Raw genomic sequence first — 20,535 nt, 5'->3', positions numbered from 1 at the left:
CGGAGGAGACGGGCCGGGGGAGACGGGTCGCAGGGGTGGGTCAGAGCGCGTAGCGGGAGTCGGCGAGGCGGTAGAGGCGGCGCCACAGCAGCCGGTTGAGGGCGACGACGTAGAAGCTCATCACCGTGATGCCGACCAGGATCTTCGGGAACTCCCCGGTCGCGGTGGCGTCGGTGATGTACGCGCCGAGGCCGCTGGCGGTCAGGTGGTGGTCGCCGTAGTCGACGACCTCGGCGACGATCGAGGCGTTCCAGGCGCCGCCGGCCGCGGTGATCCCGCCGGTGACGTAGTACGGGAAGACGGAGGGCAGGATGAACGCCTGCCAGCGCAGCCGCCCCGTGACCTGGAAGTTGGTCATCGCCTCGCGCAGGTCGGAGGGGATCGCGGAGGCGCCGGCGATCACGTTGAACAGGATGTACCACTGCGCGCCGAGGGCCATGAGCAGGATCGAGCCGGCGTTCAGCGAGATGCCGACGGCGACGAACGCGGCGGTGGCGAACGGGAAGAGGAAGTTCGCGGGGAAGCTCGCCAGCACCTGCACCACCGGCTGCGCGAACCGCGTCACCTTCGGGTTCATCCCGATCCACACCCCGATCGGCACCCACACCGCGGTGGCGACCACCAGCAGCAGGATCACCCGGCCGAAGGTGAGCGCGCCCAGCCAGAAGGCGTGCCCGAACTCGCCCAGCCCGACGGTGGTGTGCAGGTAGTCGAAGGCCCGCCAGGCCCCGTACACGACGACGGCGGTGACGGCGCCCGCGAAGAACACGTCCCCGGTGCGCTCCCGGGCGACGGTGCGCGAGAGCGGGTGCTCGGCCAGGCCGAAGACCCGGGTGCCCCGGTCCAGCGCGAGGCCGACGGGGCGCAGCGGGCGGGCCAGGCGCTCGGGGACGCTGGAGCGGCGCAGGAAGTCCAGGACGACGCTGCGCGGGCGGTCGGCGGCCTCCGACTCCTCGACGCGGAAGCGCTCCGACCAGGCGACCATCGGGCGCCAGAACAGCACGTTGACGCCGATCACCATGACGACCATCACGGCGATCGCGATCCCGACCTGCCCGAGGTTCCCGGCGGCGATGGCGGTGGCCGCGTACGAACCCATGCCGGGCAGCGCGTAGTGGTGGCCCAGCACGCTGATCGACTCGGAGGCGGCGAGGAAGAACCAGGCGCCGCCGAAGCTCATCATCCCGTTCCAGACCAGCGGGATCATGCCGCTGGGCACGTCCAGGCGCCAGAACCGCTGCCACTTCGTCAGGCGCATCACCCGGGCCGCCTCGTCCAGTTCGCGGGGCTGGGCGGTCAGCGAGGCGTAGAAGGCGAAGGTCATGTTCCAGGCCATGGAGGTGAAGATGGCGAAGACCGACGCGCACTCCAGGCCCAGGGTGGAGCCGGGGAAGAGGTTGATGAAGGCCGTCACCGTGACGGAGAGGAAGCCGAGGATCGGCACCGACTGCAGGATGTCCAGCACCGGCAGCAGCACCTTCTCGGCCCGGCGCATCCGCGCGGCGGCCGTCGCGTAGACGAAGGTGAACAGCACCGAGGCGACGAGGGCGACGAACATCCGCAGCAGGGAGCGCACCGCGTAGTAGGGCAGCTCGGAGGCGTCGGTGGAGACGGTCGCCGGGGCCTGGTCGGGCAGGAACGGCGCGTCCAGGGAGGGCGCCAGGCGCAGCAGCCCGTACAGCAGGGCGACGAGCGCGCCCGCCACGAGCACGTCCACCCACCGCAGCCCCGGCCTGCGCAGGACCCCGCGTGAGGGGAAACCACCCTGGCCCGCCATGCGTACCACCACCCGATCAGCCCGCCGCCGCCCGTACCCAGGCGGTACTGAACCACGGCGGGGGCCGTGGGGGCGGGCATCGAGATGGCCGACGTGCGAACACTCACCGACACGGCCGAACCGACACGGCCGAACCCGGGGGCCGGCCGTGTCGGTGTCCCGCGCTTAGAGCGTCCCGGCCCAGGCGCGGTTGCCGAGCAGGGTCTTCACGTCCGAGGCGAGCCCGTTGTCCGGGTTCACCAGGTACCCGAGCTCGTACAGGGTGTCCTTGTCCCAGTTGGTGGTCAGCAGCCGCACCGGCACGTCGCCCGGGTGCGCCTGGAGGGCGAGCTTGAGCTCGGCCACCGTCTCCGGGGTGATGCGGGCGGCGGGGACGGTGATCTGGACGGGCGGCTTGGTGCCGAGCTCGGCGGAGGACATGTCCAGGGTGGTGATCTCCTGGCCGAAGATGCTCAGCGAGCCGTCGCGCTCGTTGAGCCGGCCGCGCACGGAGATGACGTTGTCCTCGATCATCTGCGCGGACATCAGGTTGTACGTCGCCGGGAAGAACAGCACCTCGACGGAGGCGTCGCGGTCGGTGACGGTGATGATCGCCCAGGCGTTGCCGGCCTTGTTGATGCGCCGGTCGACGCCGGTGATCAGGCCGGCGAGGCGGACCTCGCCCTCGGTGCGGCCGGAGCCGAGGAGTTCGGCCATCGAGCTGTCGCGGTTGCGGGCGAGGATGTGCTCGGCGCCGTCCAGGGGGTGGCTGGAGACGTAGAGGCCGAGCATCTCCCGTTCCAGGCTGAGGAGTTGGCGGCGAGGCCACTCGCGGTCGGTGAGGTCGAAGTCCAGCCCGATGGTCGGGGTGTCGTCCTCGCCGCCGAGGCTGCCGAAGAGGTCGTCCTGGCCGATCGCCTGCTGCTTCTTGACGCCCGTCACGGCGTCGATCGCGCTCTCGTGCACGGTGCTGAGCGACAGCCGGGTGTGGTCGAGGGAGTCGAAGGCGCCGGCCTTGATGAGGGAGTCGACGGTGCGCTTGTTACAGGCGACCAGCTCGACCTTGTCGAGGAAGTCGGCGAAGGAGGTGTACTTGCCCTTCTCCTCGCGGGTCTTGATCAGCGACTCGATCACGGGCACGCCGACGTTGCGCACGGCCTTGAGGCCGAAGCGGACGTCGCTGCCGACGGCGGTGAAGTCGACGACGGACTCGTTGACGTCCGGGGAGAGGATCTTGATGCCCATCTGCCGGCACTCGGCCAGGTAGACGGCCATCTTGTCCTTGTCGTCCGCCACCGAGGTGAGCAGGGCGGCCATGTACTCGGCGGGGTAGTTCGCCTTCAGGTAGGCGGTCTGGTACGAGACCAGGCCGTACGCGGCCGAGTGCGACTTGTTGAACGCGTAGCCGGCGAAGGGGACGAGGACGTCCCACACCGCCTGGATGGCCTCGTCGGAGTAGCCGCGCTCCTTGCAGCCCGCGTGGAAGGGGACGAACTCCTTCTCCAGCACCTCCTTCTTCTTCTTGCCCATCGCGCGGCGGAGCAGGTCGGCCTGTCCGAGGCTGTAGCCGGCCAGCACCTGTGCGGCTCGCTGCACCTGCTCCTGGTAGACGATGAGGCCGTACGTCGGGCCGAGGACGTCCTTGAGCGGCTCCTCCAGCTCCGGGTGGATCGGGATGATCTCCTGCTGGGCGTTCTTGCGCAGCGCGTAGTTCGTGTGCGAGTTCATGCCCATCGGGCCCGGCCGGTACAGCGCGGAGACGGCGGAGATGTCGGCGAACTCGGTGGGCTTCATCAGCCGCAGCAGGGCGCGCATGGGGCCGCCGTCGAGCTGGAACACGCCCAGGGTGTCGCCGCGGGCGAGCAGCTGGTAGGTGGTGGGGTCGTCGATCGGGACCTTCTCGATGTCCACGTCGACGCCCCGGTTGGCCTTCACGATCTTGAGGCAGTGATCGATGATGCCCAGGTTCCGCAGACCCAGGAAGTCCATCTTGATCAGGCCCATGGATTCGCAGGACGGGTAGTCGAATCCGGTGATGATCGTGCCGTCCTTGTCCCGCTTGTGCAGCGGGATCAGTTCCAGCAGCGGGGTGGAGGAGAGGATGACCGCGGCGGCGTGCACGCCGGTGCCGCGGATCAGGCCCTCGATGCCCAGCCCGGTGTCGATGATCTTCTTGACGTCCGGCTCGTTCTCGTACAGCGCCCGGATCTCGGTGCCCTCGTTGTAGCGGGGGTGCTTCTCGTTGAACAGGTCGGCCAGCGGCACGCCCTTGCCCATGACGTCCGGCGGCATCGCCTTGGTGATGCGGTCGCCCATCGAGAAGGGGTAGCCGAGGATGCGGTTGGCGTCCTTCACGGCCGCCTTGGCCTTGATCGTGCCGAAGGTGTTCACCTGGGCCGTGTACGCGGCGCCGTACTTCTCGGTGACGTAGCGCACCATCTGGTCGCGCTGGCGGTCGTCGAAGTCGATGTCGACGTCCGGGGGGTTGATGCGCTCGGGGTTGAGGAAGCGCTCGAAGAGCAGGTCGTGCTCCAGCGGGTCCAGCTGGGTGATGCCCGTGAGGTAGGACACCATCGAGCCCGCCGCCGAACCACGGCCCGGGCCGACGGGGATGCCGTTGTCGCGCCCGTACTGGCAGATGTCGGCGACCACGAGGAAGTACGCGTCGAACCCCATCGGGGTGATGACGCCCATCTCCAGCTCGACGCGGTCCAGCACCTCCTGGGAGGGGCTGTCGCCGTAGCGGTGCTGGAGGCCGACCGCGATCTTCTTGCGCAGGAACGAGGCCTGGGTCTCGCCCTCCGGCACGTCGAACTGGGGCATCCGGTCGACGTAGGTGAACACCTCGTCGTACGACTCCACCCGCTCGGCGATCGCCAGGGTGTTGTCGCAGGCCTCCGGCAGCTCGCGGAAGAGCTCGCGCATCTCCTCCGAGGTCTTCACGTAGTAGCCGGTGCCCTGGAACTTGAAGCGGTTCGGGTCGTCCTTGTTCTTGCCCACGCCGACGCAGAGGAGGCTGTCGTGGGCGTCCGCCTGGTCGGCGGTCACGTAGTGCGAGTCGTTGGTCGCGAGGAGCGGGATGTTCAGCTGCTTGGCCAGGCGCAGCAGGTCCTCGCGGACCTGCTGCTCGATGGACAGGCCGTGGTCCATCAGCTCCAGGAAGTAGTTCTCCTTGCCGAAGATGTCCTGGTACGCGCCGGCCGCCGCCACCGCCTCGTCGTACTGCCCCAGCCGCAGCCGGGTCTGCACCTCGCCCGAGGGGCAGCCGGTGGTGGCGATGATGCCCGTCGCGTTCGCGGCGATCAGCTCGCGGTCCATGCGGGGCTTCATGTAGTAGCCCTCCATCGACGCGAGGGAGGACAGCTTGAAGAGGTTCCGCAGACCCGTCGCGTTCTGCGCCCACATGGTCATGTGGGTGTAGCGGCCGCCGCCCGAGACGTCCTTGCCGCCCTCGCCGTCGCTGCTCGCCGGGCGCTGCCCGCCCGGGGACCAGAACACCTGCTTCTTGTGGTGCCGCGACCCGGGCGCCACGTACGCCTCGATGCCGATGATCGGCTTCACGCTCGTCTTCGCGGCGGCGTGGAAGAACTCGTAGGCGCCGAACATGTTGCCGTGGTCACTCATCGCGATGGCGGGCATGCCCTGTCTCTCCGCCTCGGCGAACAGCTTGCCGTTCTTCGCCGCCCCGTCGAGCATCGAGTACTCGGTGTGGACGTGCAGGTGCGCGAAGCTGTCGGACGACACGGCGCTGGGCTCCTCGGGGATCGCGGACAGGAGCGGTCCAGGCTATCCGACGGGCGGGGGCGACTCGCCGGGGGTGGCGGTGCTTGACGGGAGTCTGATAGGGGAGTCCGTTCATCGGACCGGTGGGGTCGGCCGGGGCGGTGCCGGCCGGCTCCCCCGCACGGCGGGGGAGCCGGCACCGGACGGAGCGGACTGGCCGATCTCGGAGAGGTCCCCGCGAGCGCGGGGCCGACAGCGCGATTCATCGGGGAGAACTTCTTCACGGAGCAATCCCCGCGAGCGCGGGGCGGAGTCGAAGTACGACGCGGCGGTCGGCCCGATGCAGGAGCGATCCCCGCGAGTGCGGGGCAGTGCTCTGCCTCCAGACCGCGACCACACAGATGGAGCGATCCCCGCGAGTGCGGGGCGGAGCAGCCGGGCGAGCTGATCACCGTGGAGTACCAGGAGCGATCCCCGCGAGCGCGGGGCCGACGGTGGGGAGGGCTGCCTCCCCGCCCTCTGTCAGTTCTGGTGGTGAGGAGGTTGCCAGGTGTTGACGGTGTCGATGATATGGCGCTGTTGGTCGGGGGTGATGCCGGGCCACAGGGGCAGGCACAAGTGGGTTTCGGCGAAGTGGTCGGCGAGGGGGTAGGTGCCGGTCAGGCCGAGGGCTGGTTGGTGGTGGAGGGGGTGGTCGTAGACGCCGCGGGCGGGGGCGATGCCAGTGGTGACGAGGTGCTGGTGGAGGTGGTTGCGCAGGGCGGGGGTGGGGAGCTGGGCGATCGCCTTGTGGCCGCTGTAGCGGTGGCCGGGTTCGAAGGGGATGGTCACCTGGGGGTGGTGGATGTGCTGGGCGTAGGTGACGAGGAGGTCGTGGCCGCGCTGCATGGGGGTGGGGGCGTGGGTGATCTGGGCGAGGCCGAGGGCGGCGGAGAGTTCGGGCAGGCGCCAGGCGCTGCCGAAGACGGTGTTGAGGCCGTTGTCGGGGTGCTTGCCCTGGTCGCGGTACTGGCGGGTGAGTTGGGCGAGGCGGGGGTCGTCGGTGGTGATGAGACCGCCTTCGCCGGTGGTGAGGATCTTGGTGGCGAAGCAGGAGAACGCGGCGGCGGTGCCGAGGGAGCCGGCCGGGCGGCCGTTGGTGGCGGAGCCGTGGGCGTGGGCGGCGTCTTCGACGATGGTGAGGTTGTGGGTGGCGGCGTAGTGGGTGATCTTGTCGAGGTCGGGGGTGATGTGGCCGCCGATGTGGACGAGGATCACGGCGCGGGTGCGGGGTGTGCGGGCGGTGTCGATCGCCTCGAGGGTGGCGGTGAGCGCGGTGTCGTAGAGGACGGGGCGGGCGCCGGCTCGGATGGTGGCTTCGGCGGTGGCGTAGTTGGTGTTCGCGGGGACCAGGACGTCGGCGCCGGTGAGGCCCCGGGCGCGCAGGGTGATCTCGAGGGCGTTGGTGCCGGAGGAGACGGCGATGGTGTGGCTGGTGCCGGTGAGGGCGGCGAAGGTGTCTTCGAGGCGGCGGGTGTAGGGGCCGAGGGTGAGGCGGCCGGAGTCGAGGATCTGGGCGGCGGCGGTGAGAAAGTCGGCCTTCTGGGCGGTGGTGAACTCGGCACGGAAGGGCGGGATCGTCGTGTGCACGGTGCTGCTCCTCAGGAAACCAGGGCCGGGGCCCAGGGTTCGACGGAGACCAGGCCGGCGGGGACGTCGACGGCGGGGCGGGGGTGGATGAGCAGGGGCACGGGGTGGCCGAGGATCTGGGCGGCGAAGTGCGCGGAGGCGTGGCCGGCGAGGGTCATCTTGCCGGGCAGGACGGTGTGCAGGCCGGGGACGCCCTCACTGCGGGCGTGGTTGATGACGTGCCAGCCGGGGTTGAAGCGTCCGGCGAGGGTGTCGGCGGTGGCGGTGTAGTCGGTCTTGCCGACCGCGTAGGCGGTGGCGTTGGGCAGGTCGACGGTGCCGGGTTCGAGGAGGCGGCCGAGCTGGTGGAGGAGGAGTTCGGTGCGCTCGCAGGTGACGGGGTAGGAGCGGCACCCGGTGACGGGGGGCTGGACGCCGCCGTAGAGGGAGGCGAGGACGGCGCCGTGGGCGGGCATCACGACGGGGCCGCCCTGGTGGGTGTAGATGACGCCTGCGGGCAGGTGGCCGGGCAGGTGCATCATCATGTCGAGGCGGGAGTGCAGGTCGGCGGCGTGGACGGAGCCGAGGCCGGCGAGGAGGCGGGCGGTGCCCAGGCCGGCGGCGAGGACGATGTGGTCGGCGGTCAGGTGGTTGCCGTCGCCGGTGACGACGGCGCTCGCGTGGGTTCCGGGGGCGTGGACGGCGTGGGCGGCTGTGCCGAGGACGAGGCGCACTCCGGCGGCCAGACACTGGGCGGTGACGGCCAGCAGGAGGCGGCGGGAGGAGAGCGTGCGCTCGTTGACGGCGATCAGGTGCTGTCCGGTGAGGGCGTCGGGGCGCAGGTGGGGCAGGTCGGCGGCCTTGACGGTGCGGTGGGGCAGGTGGTGGGTGTCCAGGGCGGTGCGGAAGGCGTGCTCGTCGGCGGGGTTGAGGACGTAGACGGCGTCGTCGGCGGGTACGTGGGCGTCGGGGGCGAGGAGGGCGTAGAACTCGGCCGCGTGTTTGCAGTCCGTGACGACGTGCGGGGACTGGCGGGCGTACATGGCGCCGGAGTGGAGCATGCCGTGGTTGGCGCCGGTGGCGCCGGAGCCGATGCGGCCGGCGTCCATGACGGTGACGTGGTGGCCTGCGCGGGCCAGGCGCAGGGCGGTGAGCAGGCCGGTGATGCCGGCGCCCACGATGAGGGTCCTGGTGGACACGGGGTCGGTTCCCTTCCCGGGCGGCCGGCCCCGTGTCCGGGGGGTCAGCGCCCGATCTCGGCGTACTTGGTCTCGGCGATGGTCTTGTGGGTCTGCCACCAGGGCTGGTTGTCGCGGTACCAGGCGATGGTGTCGGCGAGGCCCTGGCGGAGGTCGCCGTAGCGGGGCCTCCAGCCGAGGGCGCGGAGCTTGGAGCTGTCGTTGGCGTAGCGCAGGTCGTGGCCGGGGCGGTCGGCGACGTGGTCGTAGGCGTCGGCCTGGTGGCCGAGGAGTTCGAGGATCAGCTCGACGATCTCGCGGTTGGAGCGCTCGGCGGAGGAGCCGATGAGGTAGGTCTCGCCTGCGGTGCCATGGTCGAGGATGGTGTGGACGGCGGCGTTGTGGTCGTCGACGTGGGTCCACTCGCGCACGTTGGTGCCGTCGCCGTACACGCGGGGGCGTTCGCCGGTCAGGAGGTTGGTGACCTGACGGGGGATGAACTTCTCGGGGTGCTGGTAGGGGCCGTAGTTGTTGGCGCAGTTGGAGATGGTGGCGTGCACGCCGTAGGAGCGGGCCCAGGCGCGCACCAGCATGTCGGAGCCGGACTTCGTCGCCGAGTACGGCGAGGAGGGGTTGTGCGGGCTGTTCTCGGTGAACAGGTCGGTGCTGCCGACGGGGAGGTCTCCGAAGACCTCGTCGGTGGAGATGTGGTGCAGGCGCTTTCCGTGGCGCCGCACGGCCTCCAGCAGGGTGAACGTGCCGTGGACATTGGTGCGGACGAACGGCTCAGGGTCGTACAGGCTGTTGTCGACGTGGGACTCGGCGGCGAAGTGCGTGACCACGTCAGTGTCGGCGGTGAGGCGGTCGACGAGGTCGCGGTCGCAGACGTCGCCGACGACCAGCTCGACACCGTCGAGGCCGGCCAGGTTGTCCTTGTTGCCCGCGTAGGTGAGAGCGTCCAGGACGGTGATGCGGTACTCGGGGCGGTGCTCGGCGGTGTAGCGGACGAAGTTGGCGCCGATGAAGCCGGCGCCCCCGGTGACGAGGATCTTCTTGGTGCTCATGGCGCCGCATACTACGGCGCGACGCACCGGTCCGACGAATCGTCAGATCAGCTGTTCTCCATGGGAGTTGGGCTTTCGCCCCTCGCCTTTCGCGGTCTTCCGGGCGGCGGTTCGTGCGAACGGAGTGAGCTGTCCGTGTAAGTTTGGCCACTTAGCGTTAGTTCTAGCTCTAATGTCCTAGAGGTTCGATGGCCTGTCAATAGGGCTAGTACTAATAGGACCAGTCTGCCCCGCCGACCGCCCCGGGAGCCTTTCGTGACCACACCCGCTTACCGCCGCCTCGCGGCCGACCTGCGCACCGCCATCCTCGACGGCACCTACCCACCCAACAGCGTCCTCCCCAAGCTCACCGACCTCGCCGCCCAGTACGGCATCGCCAAGGACACCGTCCGCCAGGCCGTCGCCCTCCTCGTCGAGGAGGGTCTCGTCGAAGTCGTCCGCCGACGCGGCACCGTCGTCCGGGACCTGCCCGAACGCCAGCGCCTCACCCGCGCCCGCCAGGTCTTCCGGGACGAACGAGGCTACTTCTTCGACCCCGCCGCTCAGGACTGGATCGCGCTGCGCCCCACCGGCATCGGCTGGGGGCCGGCGCCGCGCGACGTCACCGTCCTGCTCGGCGTCGGGCCGCTGGAGGAGGTGCTGCATCGGGGCCGCCTGATGGGCGCCCCCGACAACCGCCCGACCCAGCTCGCGACCAGCTACCTCCCCGCCGCCATTGCGCGCGGCACCCGTCTGGAGCAGCCGGACACCGGCCCCGGCGGCATCTACGATCTGCTGGAGCACGACCTCGGCCACGGCCCGCTGTCCTGGCACGAGACGATCAGCGCCCGCATGCCCGCCCCCGACGAGGCCGAAGCCCTCGAACTGCCCCGGGGTACCCCGCTGCTGCGGATCGTGCGCACCGCGACCAGTCCGGCCGACGTCGTCGTCGAGGTCAACGACACGCTCATGTCCGCCGCGGGCTTCGAGATCGGGTACTCCGTCGCCCGTGACCCCTCCGCCGCCTGGCCGACCGGGGCCCTCGGCCGGTGAGCGCAGGCCGCTACTGTCCCGAGTCTCAGAAAGTCCATAGTCCGTTCATCGGACCGGTGGAGTAGACGGAGCGGTGCCGGCCGGCTCCCCCGCGCGGCGGGGGAGCCGGCACTGGGCGGAGCGGACTGGCCGATCTCGGGGGTCCCCGCGATCGCGGGGCAGTGCTCTGCCTCCAGACCGCGACCACGCAGATGGAGCGATCCCCGCGTGTGCGGGGCGGAGTTCGGCGGCGCGGTCAACGATGTCACGGCCTGGGAGCGATCCCCGCGATCGGGGAGGAGGCAAGTTCGCCGGAGCTCTTCGCGATCCAGGAGTAATCCCCGGGCACGCGGGGCGGAGGCCGAGGTGGCCTTCCCCGTGCCCGGCTTCATGGAGCGATCCCCGCGAGCGCGGGGCGGAGCAGCCGTCACGCAGCTCGTAGCCGATGCGCCCGGAGCGATCCCCGCGAGCGCGGGGCGGAGCTCCGGGCCAAGCTCTCCGCGATCTCCTCCTGGGAGCGATCCCCGCGGGCGCGGGGCGGAGGCTTTGTGAGCTGGGGGATGGGCGTCAGGGGGTGCCCGTTGATTCAGTTCGAGTGGGTGTCGTCTCTTTTTGCTGCAGCGCGAGTTGTCCGTCGCGAAGCCTACCGAAAGGCCAGAGCCGCCAGCACCGCCGCGGCGGCGTGGAGGGCCTGGGCCGGAGGGAGGTGGGGGACCTGGGGGGTGGGGCCGAGGCGGGTGGTGATGCGGTTGACGTCGGTGCGTTCGGCCAGGGGGAGAGGGGCGTCGACGGTGCGGCGGGCGGTGTCGGCGGCGGTGAGGAGGAGGGCGGCGGTGTGGGCGGCCTCGGGGGTGGGGTGGAGGCTGGCGGCGCCGGCGAGGCCTTCGAGGGAGAGGGCGAGGGCGCGGGGTTCGGCGAGGGTGTGGGCGACGGCGAGGCCGCGGAGGTGGTGGGCGGCCGAGGCGGCGGCGTCGCCGCGGAGTTCGGCGAGGAAGCCGAGTTCGGCGTGGACGAGGTGGTCGCCCGCGAGGGAGGAGACGTCGGCGTAGCCGTCGCGCAGGTGGTGGAGGTGGGTTTCGGCGGCGTCGAGGTCGCCGGAGCGGCGGGCGCCGAGGGCGAGGCCCATCTCGGCGTGGATCTCGCCGTACTTGTAGCCCTGTTCGGTGGCGCCGCGGCGGGCCTGTTCGTGGAGGTCGCGGGCGCGGTCCCAGTCGCCGGCGAGGAGGGCGAGGCGGCCGAGGCCGGAGGTGCGGGCGGAGACCTCGGCGGCGAGGTCGAGTTCGCGGGCGATGCGCAGGCCGTCGAGTTGGCGGTGTTCGGCTTCCTGGTAGTCGCCCTTGATCTCGGCGAGGGCGGCGAGGGGGGAGACGGTCTGGAGTTCGCCCCAGCGGTCGCCGAGTTCGCGGAAGAGGGCGGCGCTGCGCAGCCCGTCGCGGCCGAGGCCGTCGAGGTCGCCGCGGATGAGGGCGAGGGTGGCGCGCAGGCCGAGGGCGGCGGCGGTGCCCCACTGGTCGCCGGAGGCGGTGAAGAGGGCGAGGGCGCGGTCGTTGAGGTCGGCGCCGGCGTCGACGGCTCCGGCGCTGAAGAGGCCGTACGCGCAGAGCCACAGGGCGCGGGCGCGGCGGGTGGGGTCGCAGAGGCCGTCGCCGTCCGGGGCGGGGGTGGCGGGGTCGTGGGCGCCGGTGAGGAGGGTGAACGCCGTGTGGAGGGTGGAGAGTTCGGCGGTCCCGGACGGCGGGGCCGCGTCGAGGACGGCGCGCAGGCTGCGCCGTGCCTGGGTGAGGCGGCCGCGGACGAGCCACCACCAGGCGAGCGCGGTGGCGAGCCGGACGGCCTCGGCGGGGGCGCGGCGCAGCGCCTCGTCCAGGGCGGCGAGGAGGTTGCCGGATTCGGCGTCGAGGCGGGTGAGCCAGGAGCGCTGTCCAGCGCGGCGCAGTTCGGGTTCGGCGCGTTCGGCGAGGGCGAGGTAGTGGGCGAGGTGGCGGTCGCGGACGGCGGTGAGGTCCTCCATCTCGTGGAGGCGTTCGGTGGCGTAGGCAGCGACGGATTCGAGGAGGCGGTAGCGGGGGCCGGTGGGGCCGGGGACGACGACGACCAGGGAGCGGTCGACGAGCCGGATCAGCAGCTCGGGCACTTCGGGCGCGGTGACGCCGTCGCCCGCGCAGACGGCTTCGGCGGCCCGGAGGTCGCAGCCGTCGCTGAACGCGGCGAGGCGGCGCAGGACGATGCGTTCGGGGGCGCTGAGGAGTTCCCAGCTCCAGTCGATGACGGCGCGCAGGGTCTGCTGGCGTCCGGGGGCGCCGCGCCGGCCGGTGGTGAGGAGCCGGAAGCGGTCGCCGAGGCGGGCGGCCAACTCGTGGACGCCCAGGGCCCGTACGCGGGTGGCGGCGAGTTCGAGGGCGAGCGGGATGCCGTCGAGGCGGCGGCAGATCTCGGCGACGGCCGCCAGGTCGGAGGGGGCCGGGGAGAAGCCGGGGGCCGCGGCGGCGGCGCGCTGGGTGAACAGCCGTACGGCCTCCTCGGTGGGCAGTGGTTCGACGAGGAACACCTCCTCGCCGGGGAGCCCGAGGGGTTCCTGGCTGGTGGTCATCACGCGCAGGCCGGGTGCGGTGCTCAGCAGGAGGGTGGCGAGGTCGGCGGCGGCGTCGACGACGTGTTCGCAGTTGTCGAGGACGAGCAGGGCGCGCCGGTCGCGTAGCACGGAGGCGAGGTGGTGGGCGGGGGAGGGGCTGCCGGTGCCGGAGACGGACAGGGCGGCGGGGGCGTGGTCGCTGATGCCGAGGGTGGAGGCGACGACCTGGGCGAGTTCGGTGGCCGTGCCGTGGCGCAGGCCGGAGAACTCGACGAACCAGGTGCCGTCGGGCAGGTCCTCGCAGCGGACGGCGTCGGCGGCGGCGACGGCGAGGCGGGTCTTGCCGACGCCGCCCGGGCCGCTGAGGGTCACCAGGCGGGCGGTGCGCAGGAGTCGGGCGAGGTGGGCGAGGGCCTCGTCGCGGCCGATGAGCGGGGTGAGGGAGGCGGGCAGGTGGGAGGAGGCGGTGGGGAGTAGGGCGGGGGTCAGTTCAGGCGCCTGGCGCAGCACCGCCCGGTGCAGGGCAGCGAGTTCGGGGCTCGGGTCGACGCCGAGGTCGTCGAGGAGGCGGGTGCGCAGGTCCTCGTACGCGGCGAGCGCCTCGCTCTGGCGGCCGGAGGCGTAGAGGGCCCGGATCTGGAGGGCGCGCAGGCGTTCGCGCAGGGGGTGGCGGGCGGTCAGGTCGGCGAGTTCGCCGGTGAGGAGGGCGTGGTCGCCGGCGGCGAGGCGGGCCTCGGCCTGTTCCTCGAGGACGGTGAGGCGCTGTTCGGTGAGGCGGTCGGCGGCGGCGCGGACGAACTCCTGGTCGGCGAAGTCCGCGTAGGCGGGGCCGCGCCACAGGTCGAGGGCCTCGGTGAGGAGGGCGGCCCGGGCGGCGGGGTCGGCGGCCCCGCGGGCGCGGTCGGCCAGGCGGAGGAAGCGGGCGGCGTCGATCTCGTCGGTGTCGGCGTCGAGGTGGAGGCGGTAGCCGGCGGGCTGGTGGACGACGCGGTCGCGGCCGAGGGCCCGGCGCAGTTGGGAGACCTTGGCCTGGAGGGAGCCCGTGGGACGCCCGGGCGGGTTGTCGCCCCAGAGGTCGAGGATGAGGCGGCCGGCGGAGACCGGGCCGCCGTCGTGGGCGAGCAGGTCGGCGAGCAGCGCCCGGACCTTCGTCTCCGGAACGCTGATGGCCACCCCGTCGTCGTCCCACACCGTCAGTGGGCCGAGCACCCCGAACCGCATGCGCGTCACTGTACGTCAGCGTGATCTCGCCGCTGGACGGCCGCCCGGTTCAGGGCCCTCGGGGGCGGCCCCGAAGCGGCCGTCAGCCGGTCCGAAGGTTTCCCGAAGCGGCCCGGCGCACTCTCGTGGCGGCCGGGTCGCAGCGTGCGCTCCGGTACGCGAGGGAGCGAGCGCATGACCAGGTACGCGGGCCGGACGGCCGTCGTGGTCGGGGAGGCGGAGGCCACCGGGATCGGCCTGGCCATCGCCAAGCGGCTGGTGGAGGGCGGCGCCCGGGTCGTGCTGACGGCTCGCGACGTCGAGGGGCCGGAGGCCGAACTGGGCTCCAGCGCCCGGGTGGTGGCCCCGTCGGAGCTGGGCGCCGGCCTGGGGCCGGAGGGTGTCGACCTGCTGTTCGCCGACACCGTGGCCACCGCCCGTCCGCTGCTGGCACACCTGAGGGACGGCGGCGCGGTCGTGCTGACGGCGCCCGAGCCGGAGCCCGCCGCCGTGCGCGTGCTCGCCGGGGAGCTGGTCTCCCGGGGTGTGCGCGTCAACGCCGTGGCGCCGGGCTGTATCGAGGCGCCCGGCGGCGCCGTTCCCCTGCCGCCGATGGGCCGCCTCGGCGCCGTCGAGGAGGTGGCCCGGGCCGCGCTGTTCCTGGCGACGGAGGCCACCTTCACCACCGGCGCCCGCCTGCCCGTCGACGGCGGCCTCGGCTCACCCTGAGGCCCGCGTCCCACCACAACTCCCGTCCACAACTCCCGTCCGCGACAACCCTGGAGCACCTCCATGAGCACCGCAGCCGATTCGGCGGCGAAGACCGACCGGGCGGCGCCACCGCAGGGCGCAGAGGCGCAGAAGCTGCCGATGCTCGCCCTGCTGGCCCTGGCCACCGCCGTCTTCCTCACCAGCCTCACCGAGACCCTGCCCGCCGGCCTGCTGCCCGCGATGAGCCGCGACCTGGGCGTGAGCGAGTCCGCGACCGGGCAGACGGTCACGATCTACGCGCTCGGCACGGCGCTCACCGCCATCCCGCTGACGGCGCTGACCTCCGCCTGGCGCCGCAAGCGGCTGCTGCTGACCTCGATGGCCGGCTTCGCCGTGGCCAACACCGTCACCGCCGTGTCCTCCGTCTACGGCCTGACCATGGTGGCCCGGTTCGTCGCGGGCATCGCGGCGGGCGTGGCCTGGGCGCTGCTGGCCGGGTACGCGCGGCGGCTGGCCCCGCCGCAGTTGCAGGGCCGGGCGATCGCCATCGCGATGGCGGGCATCCCGGTGGCGCTGTCGGTGGGCGTGCCGGCCGGGACGTTCCTCGGCAAGGTGGCCGGGTGGCGGGTGGCGTTCCTGGTGATGACGGCGCTGACCCTGCTGCTGCTGGCCTGGATCGCCGCCGCCGTACCGGACTTCGCGGGCCAGGCGCGCGGTGAGCGGCCGAGGATGCTGCACGCCCTGCGGGTGCCCGGTGTGGCCGCGATCCTGTTCGTCACCCTGGTGTTCGTGCTGGCGCACACCATCATCTACGCGTACATCGCCACCTTCCTCGACCACCTCGGGATGGGCGGTAACACGGACCTCGTGCTGCTGGTGTTCGGTGCGGCCTCGCTGGCGAGCATCTGGATCGTCGGCGCGCAGATCCACCGCCGCCTGCGGGCGCTGACCGTGGCCGGCGCGCTGCTGGTCGCCGTGGCCGCGGCGGTGCTGGCGCTGCTCGCCGACCGGAGCGCGCTGGTGTACGTGGCCGCCGTGCTGTGGGGCCTGGGCTGGGGCGGCGTGCCGACCCTGCTGCAGACCGCGGCGGGCGAGGCAGGCGGCGAGGAGGCGGCGGACGCGGCGCAGGCCATGCTGGTGACGCTGTGGAACGTGGCGATGGCGGGCGGCGGTGTGATCGGCGGCGTGCTGCTGGACGTGAGCGGGACGGACGCCCTGCCCCGGAGCGCGCTGCTGCTGATGCTGCCGGTGATCGCCGTGGTGGTGCTCGCCCGGGGCCACGGCTTCCCGGCCAAGAGGCCGGCGGCGGACCTGGCGCGCCCCTGACGAGACCGCCCCACGACCCGTCCGACGCGACTCCCTCCGGAGGATCTCTCTCATGCCCCAACCCCTGCCCCCCGGACGCCGCCAGGTGCACCTCGCGGTGCAGCTGCCCGCGATCCACAACATCACCCTGTGGGCCGACCCGCGCTCGAAGAGCCAGATCGCCTTCGAGTCCTTCCGCCACCTCGCGCGGACCGCCGAACGCGGCCTGTTCGACTTCTTCTTCCTCGCCGAGGGCCTGCGCCTGCGCGAGCACAAGGGCGAGGTCTACGACCTGGACGTGGTCGGCCGCCCCGACAACCTCACCCAGCTGACCGCCCTGGCCGCCGTCACCAGCCGGCTGGGCCTCGCCGCGACCGTCAACGCCACCTTCAACGAGCCCTACGAACTCGCCCGCCGGCTGGCCACCCTGGACCACCTCAGCGGTGGGCGCGCCGCCTGGAACATCGTCACCAGTTTTGACGCCTTCACCGGCGAGAACTTCCGGCGCGGCGCCTTCCTGGAGGAGCGCGACCGCTACAGCCGGGCTGCCGAGTTCCTCACCACGGCACGGGAGTTGTGGGACAGCTGGGCCGACGGGGACGTCCGCGCCGACGCGGCGTCGGGGGAGTACGTACGGCCCGGGGTCGGCCGATTCGCCCACCGGGGGCGGCACTTCGACATCTCCGGACGCTTCACCACCCCCCGCTCCCCGCAGGGCCACCCGGTGATCATCCAGTCCGGGGACTCCGACGCAGGCCGCGAGTTCGCCGCCGCCGAGGCCGAGGTGATCTTCAGCAAGTACAACCGGCTCGACCAGGCCCGGGAGTTCTACCGGGACGTCAAGCGCCGCCTCGCCGACCACGGCCGCACGCCCGAGCAGCTGAAGATCCTGCCCACGGCCAGCGTCGTCGTCGCCGACACCGACGAGGAGGCGAAGGCCCTCGCCGCCGAGATCACCCGCGCCCAGGTCAGCCCCCGGACGGCGATCGCCCACCTGGAGGCCGTCTGGGGCCGCGACCTCTCCGCCTACGACCCGGACGGCCCGCTGCCGGACATCGACCCCGACGGCGAGGCGCAGACCCTCAAGGGCCACTCCGTCTTCCGCCGCGACCGCGCCGAGACCGCCCGCCGCTGGCGCGCCCTCGCCGAGGAGCGCGGGCTGAGCATCCGCGACCTGGTCATCGAGGTCGACGGAGCCCAGCAGACCTTCGTCGGCTCCCCGCAGACCGTCGCCGACCGGATCGACCACTTCGTGCAGACCGACGGCGCCGACGGCTTCGTCCTCGTCCCGCACCTCACCCCGACCGGCCTGGACGAGTTCGTCGACCGGGTCGTGCCGCTGCTCCAGGACAAGGGCGTGCACCGGCGCGCGTACACCGGCACGACACTGCGCGACCACCTGGGGCTCGCGCCCCTGGAGAAGGGACAGACCCCGTGACCCCGCCCCCGCTGCACCTCGCCGTCGCCCTCGACGGCGCCGGCTGGCACCCGGCCGCCTGGCGGGCCGAGGGCGCCCGGCCCGGCGAACTGTTCACCGCCGCCTACTGGGCCGACCTCGCCGCCGAGGCCGAACGCGGCCTGCTCGACTTCGTCACCGTCGAGGACGCGCTCGGCCTCCAGACCACCGCCTTCCACCGGCCCGACGAGGACACCGGCCGCGTCCGCGGCAGCCTGGACGCGGCGCTGATCGCCTCCTTCCTGGCGCCGCTCACCACCCGGCTCGGCCTCGTCCCGACCGTCAACGTCACCCACACCGAGCCCTTCCACACGGCCGTGAACATCGCCACCCTCGACCACGCCAGCGAGGGCCGCGCCGGGGTGCGCCCGCAGATCGCCTCCCGCGCCGCCGACGCCGCCCACGTCGGCCGCCGCACGACGCCGCAGCTCACCGAGGAGGACGTCCGCGACCCGGAGCTCATCGCCTGGCGGATGCGCCCGCTCTTCGACGAGGCCGTGGACGTGGTGGAGGCCGCCCGGCGGCTGTGGGACAGCTGGGAGGACGACGCCGAGATCCGCGACGCGGCCACCGGCCGGTTCGTCGACCGCGACCGGATCCACCACGTCGACTTCACCGGCGAGCACTTCTCGGTGCGCGGCCCCTCCATCACCCCGCGCTCCCCGCAGGGCCAGCCCCTGGTGACCAGCCTGGCCCACGCCTCCGTCCCGTACGCGTTCGCGGCGCGCTCCAGCGACCTCGTCCTCATCACCCCGCACTCGTGGGAGGGCACGGCCGCCGTCCTCGGGCAGGTGGACGAGGCCGTGGCCGCCGCCGGGCGCGACCTCGGGGCGTGGCCGCTGCTGCGCTTCGCCGAGGTTCTCGTCTTCCTGGACGGCGAACCGGGCGCCGCCGCCGCGCGCAAGGCCCGCCTCGACGAACTCGACGGCGCCGAACTCGCCTCCGACGCCGAGGTGTTCACCGGCACGCCCACCGAGCTCGCCGACCTCCTCCTGGAATGGCGCGAGGCCGGCCTCGACGGCTACCGCCTGCGCCCCGGCACCCTGCCGCACGACCTGGAGCAGATCACCAGGGGCCTCGTCCCCGAACTCCAGCGCCGCGGCGCCTTCCGCACCGCCTACGAGGCCACGACCCTGCGCGGCCACCTCGGCCTGGCCCGCCCGGCGAGCCGCTACGCGGGGACGAGGTAGGACGGGCCCTAGCTGTGGCGTCCGGGCCGACCCGAGGAGGCGACGTGCGCCTCGCGGGCGGCCCGGGCGAGCCAGTTCAGGTACCAGACACGGAAGTCGGTGCCCTCCGGCCCGAGGTCGACCTCCTCGAACCCCGAGTCGGCCGCCCGGAGGTCGTTCCACAGGCTGCCGCTGCGCGGGCCGGTGACGGTGAGCCAGGTGTAGTAGCCGCAGCCCTGGTGGCCGAGGCGGACGGCTCCGGCCGTCATCGCCTCGGAGATCCGCTCCCACTCCTCGTCCCGGGCGTCGAAGGCCGCGCGGTACGACTCCTCGTCCGGGAAGTCCTGCTCGCGCGGCTCGCGGGCGTCGTAGTCCTCCTCCCAGCGGTCGCGTTCGGCGGCGGACGGGAAGGGCCGCGCCAGCAGCGGGTTGACCTCGCGGTGGCCGCGCTCGTCGGCCCAGTGCCACCCCTGCGCGTCGCGGCGGAGCGGGTGGAGGCCGTAGTCGGGCCCGGCGCCGCCCGCGGCCACCTCCAGGAGGAAGCCGCGGTACGCCGGGGGGAACGCGACCCCGAACTCCGCCTCGGCCGAGGCCACGTCGCTCTCGCTCAGCGGCGGCTCCAGCCGGAAGCCGTGCCCGGACGCGCCGAACACCTTCCCGGCGGACGGCGCCTCCCGCAGCGCCAGGACCCGCTCGCGCACCCCCGACCAGTCCACCCCTGCCCCCGTCTCCACCTGTCTCCACCTGTCTCCACGGCTCTGACCTGCTGATCAGCACCGATCGTGCCAAGCGGGACGGCCCGGGGGCAACCTACGAACGGGCGGTCTCGCCGAGGAGGGTGGTGGCCGTGGACGTGCGCAGGTGCAGGGCGGTGCGGCCGGTGCGGCGGGTGGTGACCAGGCCGGCGCCGCGGAGGGCGCCGAGGTGCTGGGAGACGGCGCCGGGGGTGACATCGAGGCGGGTGGCCAGGTCGGGGGTGCTCAGGGGTTCGCCGAGGGCGGCGAGGAGGGCGGCGCGGGTGCGCCCGAGGACGGCGTCCAGGCCGGAGGAGGTCGCCCTGGGCCGCTCCCAGAGGAGGCCGACCCCGGCGGCCGGGTAGCGGACGGAGGCGGCGGTGCGCGGGGAGTAGTCCACGATGACGTCGGGCCAGCCGAAGACGGAGGGCATCAGCACCAGCCCGTGCCCGAGCGCCTCGACCGTCCACACCGAGCCCGCGCGGCGGCGCCCGTGCACCACCAGCCCGCCCTCCCGCCACACCACATCGGCGTGCAGCTGCGCGAAGAGCCCCTCCAGCCCGCCGTCGACCAGGGCCACCGCCCGCCGGCTCAGATCGGCCTCCAGCACCGCCCGCATGCGGCCCCAGTGCGGGGCCAGCAGCCGGGCGTGGAGGCGGGCGAGCGCGTCGCCGACCCGCTCCAACAGCTCCTGGGGCCCCGGCAGTTCGGCGGCCCGGGCGCCCAGCGCGGCGGCGCACTCCGCCGCGACGTACGCCCGGTCCGTCGCCCGCAGGACGGCCAGTTCGGCCTCGAAGGCGGGCAGGCGCTCCTCCGGCACCGGGAACAGGAAGGACGGCAGGCAGCCCTCCAGCAGCGCCCGCAGCAGCGGCGCCCCCGGCTCCCCGGCCAGCGCGCGCTCCGCCTCGCGCACCCACGGCCGGTGCACCTCGTGCCCGCCGACGCCGAGCGCCGCCCGTACCCCGAGCACCGTCTCGGCCAGCGGTGACACCGCGAGCCGCACCCGCGCCACCTCGGCCGCCGAGAGCCGGATCTCCACCGCCACGCC

General features: G+C 73.0%; 13 protein-coding genes. 5 read left to right on the top strand and 8 right to left on the bottom strand.

Features of this window, described 5'->3' with window-relative positions; all coding sequences use genetic code 11:
* Positions 1-40 precede the first annotated feature (40 nt).
* From ACIRRS_RS29970 to rfbB, 5 genes are all read right to left on the bottom strand, one after another.
* On the bottom strand, positions 41-1,777 hold the full coding sequence (locus tag ACIRRS_RS29970; protein ID WP_402977170.1) for an ABC transporter permease: 1,737 nt from the start codon (positions 1,775-1,777) through the stop codon (positions 41-43).
* Between the two features lie 165 nt (positions 1,778-1,942).
* Positions 1,943-5,500 (bottom strand): DNA polymerase III subunit alpha, encoded by a 3,558-nt coding sequence (gene dnaE, locus ACIRRS_RS29965; RefSeq protein ID WP_402977167.1) that lies wholly within the window; start codon positions 5,498-5,500, stop codon positions 1,943-1,945.
* 501 nt (positions 5,501-6,001) lie between these two features.
* A complete protein-coding gene (locus tag ACIRRS_RS29960; protein WP_402977164.1) occupies positions 6,002-7,108 on the bottom strand; it encodes a DegT/DnrJ/EryC1/StrS family aminotransferase in 1,107 nt (368 codons plus the stop codon).
* 11 nt (positions 7,109-7,119) lie between these two features.
* Entirely contained in the window at positions 7,120-8,286 is a 1,167-nt protein-coding gene (locus ACIRRS_RS29955; protein WP_402977162.1) for an NAD(P)/FAD-dependent oxidoreductase, read from the bottom strand.
* A 44-nt stretch (positions 8,287-8,330) separates the two neighbouring features.
* Positions 8,331-9,329: a dTDP-glucose 4,6-dehydratase gene (gene rfbB / locus ACIRRS_RS29950; RefSeq protein WP_402977159.1), complete on the bottom strand. Its 999-nt coding sequence runs from the start codon at positions 9,327-9,329 to the stop codon at positions 8,331-8,333.
* A gap of 255 nt (positions 9,330-9,584) precedes the next feature.
* Between rfbB and ACIRRS_RS29945 the strand changes: the two genes are divergently transcribed.
* Complete coding sequence (locus ACIRRS_RS29945) at positions 9,585-10,361, top strand: GntR family transcriptional regulator (protein ID WP_402977156.1); 777 nt, start codon at positions 9,585-9,587, stop codon at positions 10,359-10,361.
* Between the two features lie 622 nt (positions 10,362-10,983).
* On the opposite strand, the gene ACIRRS_RS29940 is transcribed toward ACIRRS_RS29945, so the two are convergent.
* Positions 10,984-14,133 carry a BTAD domain-containing putative transcriptional regulator gene (locus ACIRRS_RS29940; RefSeq protein WP_402977154.1) on the bottom strand — a complete coding sequence of 1,050 codons (3,150 nt, stop codon included), beginning with the start codon at positions 14,131-14,133 and terminating at the stop codon, positions 10,984-10,986.
* A 174-nt stretch (positions 14,134-14,307) separates the two neighbouring features.
* On the opposite strand from ACIRRS_RS29940, the gene ACIRRS_RS29935 reads away from it, so the two are divergent.
* The 4 genes from ACIRRS_RS29935 (at position 14,308) to ACIRRS_RS29920 (ending at position 18,774) form a co-directional block, all read left to right on the top strand.
* On the top strand, positions 14,308-14,841 hold the full coding sequence (locus ACIRRS_RS29935; RefSeq protein WP_402977151.1) for an SDR family NAD(P)-dependent oxidoreductase: 534 nt from the start codon (positions 14,308-14,310) through the stop codon (positions 14,839-14,841).
* A 63-nt stretch (positions 14,842-14,904) separates the two neighbouring features.
* The gene (locus ACIRRS_RS29930) at positions 14,905-16,149 is read left to right on the top strand and encodes an MFS transporter (RefSeq protein ID WP_402977148.1); all 1,245 of its coding nucleotides are present in this window, start codon (positions 14,905-14,907) and stop codon (positions 16,147-16,149) included.
* Positions 16,150-16,201: 52 nt separating this feature from the next.
* Positions 16,202-17,566, top strand: coding sequence for an NtaA/DmoA family FMN-dependent monooxygenase (locus ACIRRS_RS29925; RefSeq protein ID WP_402977145.1), 1,365 nt, complete (start codon positions 16,202-16,204; stop codon positions 17,564-17,566).
* Positions 17,563-18,774, top strand: a complete 1,212-nt coding sequence (locus ACIRRS_RS29920; protein ID WP_402977142.1) for an LLM class flavin-dependent oxidoreductase — start codon at positions 17,563-17,565, stop codon at positions 18,772-18,774. The genes ACIRRS_RS29925 and ACIRRS_RS29920 overlap by 4 nt, the downstream gene beginning before the upstream one ends.
* An 8-nt stretch (positions 18,775-18,782) precedes the next feature.
* Here the strand turns inward: ACIRRS_RS29920 and ACIRRS_RS29915 are convergent, their stop codons facing one another.
* Positions 18,783-19,487 carry an SMI1/KNR4 family protein gene (locus ACIRRS_RS29915; RefSeq protein ID WP_402977139.1) on the bottom strand — a complete coding sequence of 235 codons (705 nt, stop codon included), beginning with the start codon at positions 19,485-19,487 and terminating at the stop codon, positions 18,783-18,785.
* Positions 19,488-19,563: 76 nt separating this feature from the next.
* Positions 19,564-20,532, bottom strand: a complete 969-nt coding sequence (locus ACIRRS_RS29910; protein WP_402977136.1) for a DUF5937 family protein — start codon at positions 20,530-20,532, stop codon at positions 19,564-19,566.
* Between the last annotated feature and the right edge of the window lie 3 nt (positions 20,533-20,535).

Source organism: Kitasatospora sp. NPDC101183 (assembly GCF_044767945.1).
Lineage (GTDB): Bacteria > Actinomycetota > Actinomycetes > Streptomycetales > Streptomycetaceae > Kitasatospora.
This window is presented reverse-complemented; position numbering and strand designations above follow the sequence as displayed.

What these genes read in the sequence shown, in the direction of transcription:
- ACIRRS_RS29930 (WP_402977148.1), top strand. Translation starts at nt 14,905, where the DNA reads ATGAGCACCGCAGCCGATTCGGCGGCGAAGACCGACCGGGCGGCGCCA.
- rfbB (WP_402977159.1), bottom strand. Translation starts at nt 9,329, where the DNA reads ATGAGCACCAAGAAGATCCTCGTCACCGGGGGCGCCGGCTTCATCGGC.
- ACIRRS_RS29935 (WP_402977151.1), top strand. Translation starts at nt 14,308, where the DNA reads ATGACCAGGTACGCGGGCCGGACGGCCGTCGTGGTCGGGGAGGCGGAG.
- ACIRRS_RS29970 (WP_402977170.1), bottom strand. Translation starts at nt 1,777, where the DNA reads ATGGCGGGCCAGGGTGGTTTCCCCTCACGCGGGGTCCTGCGCAGGCCG.
- ACIRRS_RS29925 (WP_402977145.1), top strand. Translation starts at nt 16,202, where the DNA reads ATGCCCCAACCCCTGCCCCCCGGACGCCGCCAGGTGCACCTCGCGGTG.
- ACIRRS_RS29940 (WP_402977154.1), bottom strand. Translation starts at nt 14,133, where the DNA reads ATGCGGTTCGGGGTGCTCGGCCCACTGACGGTGTGGGACGACGACGGG.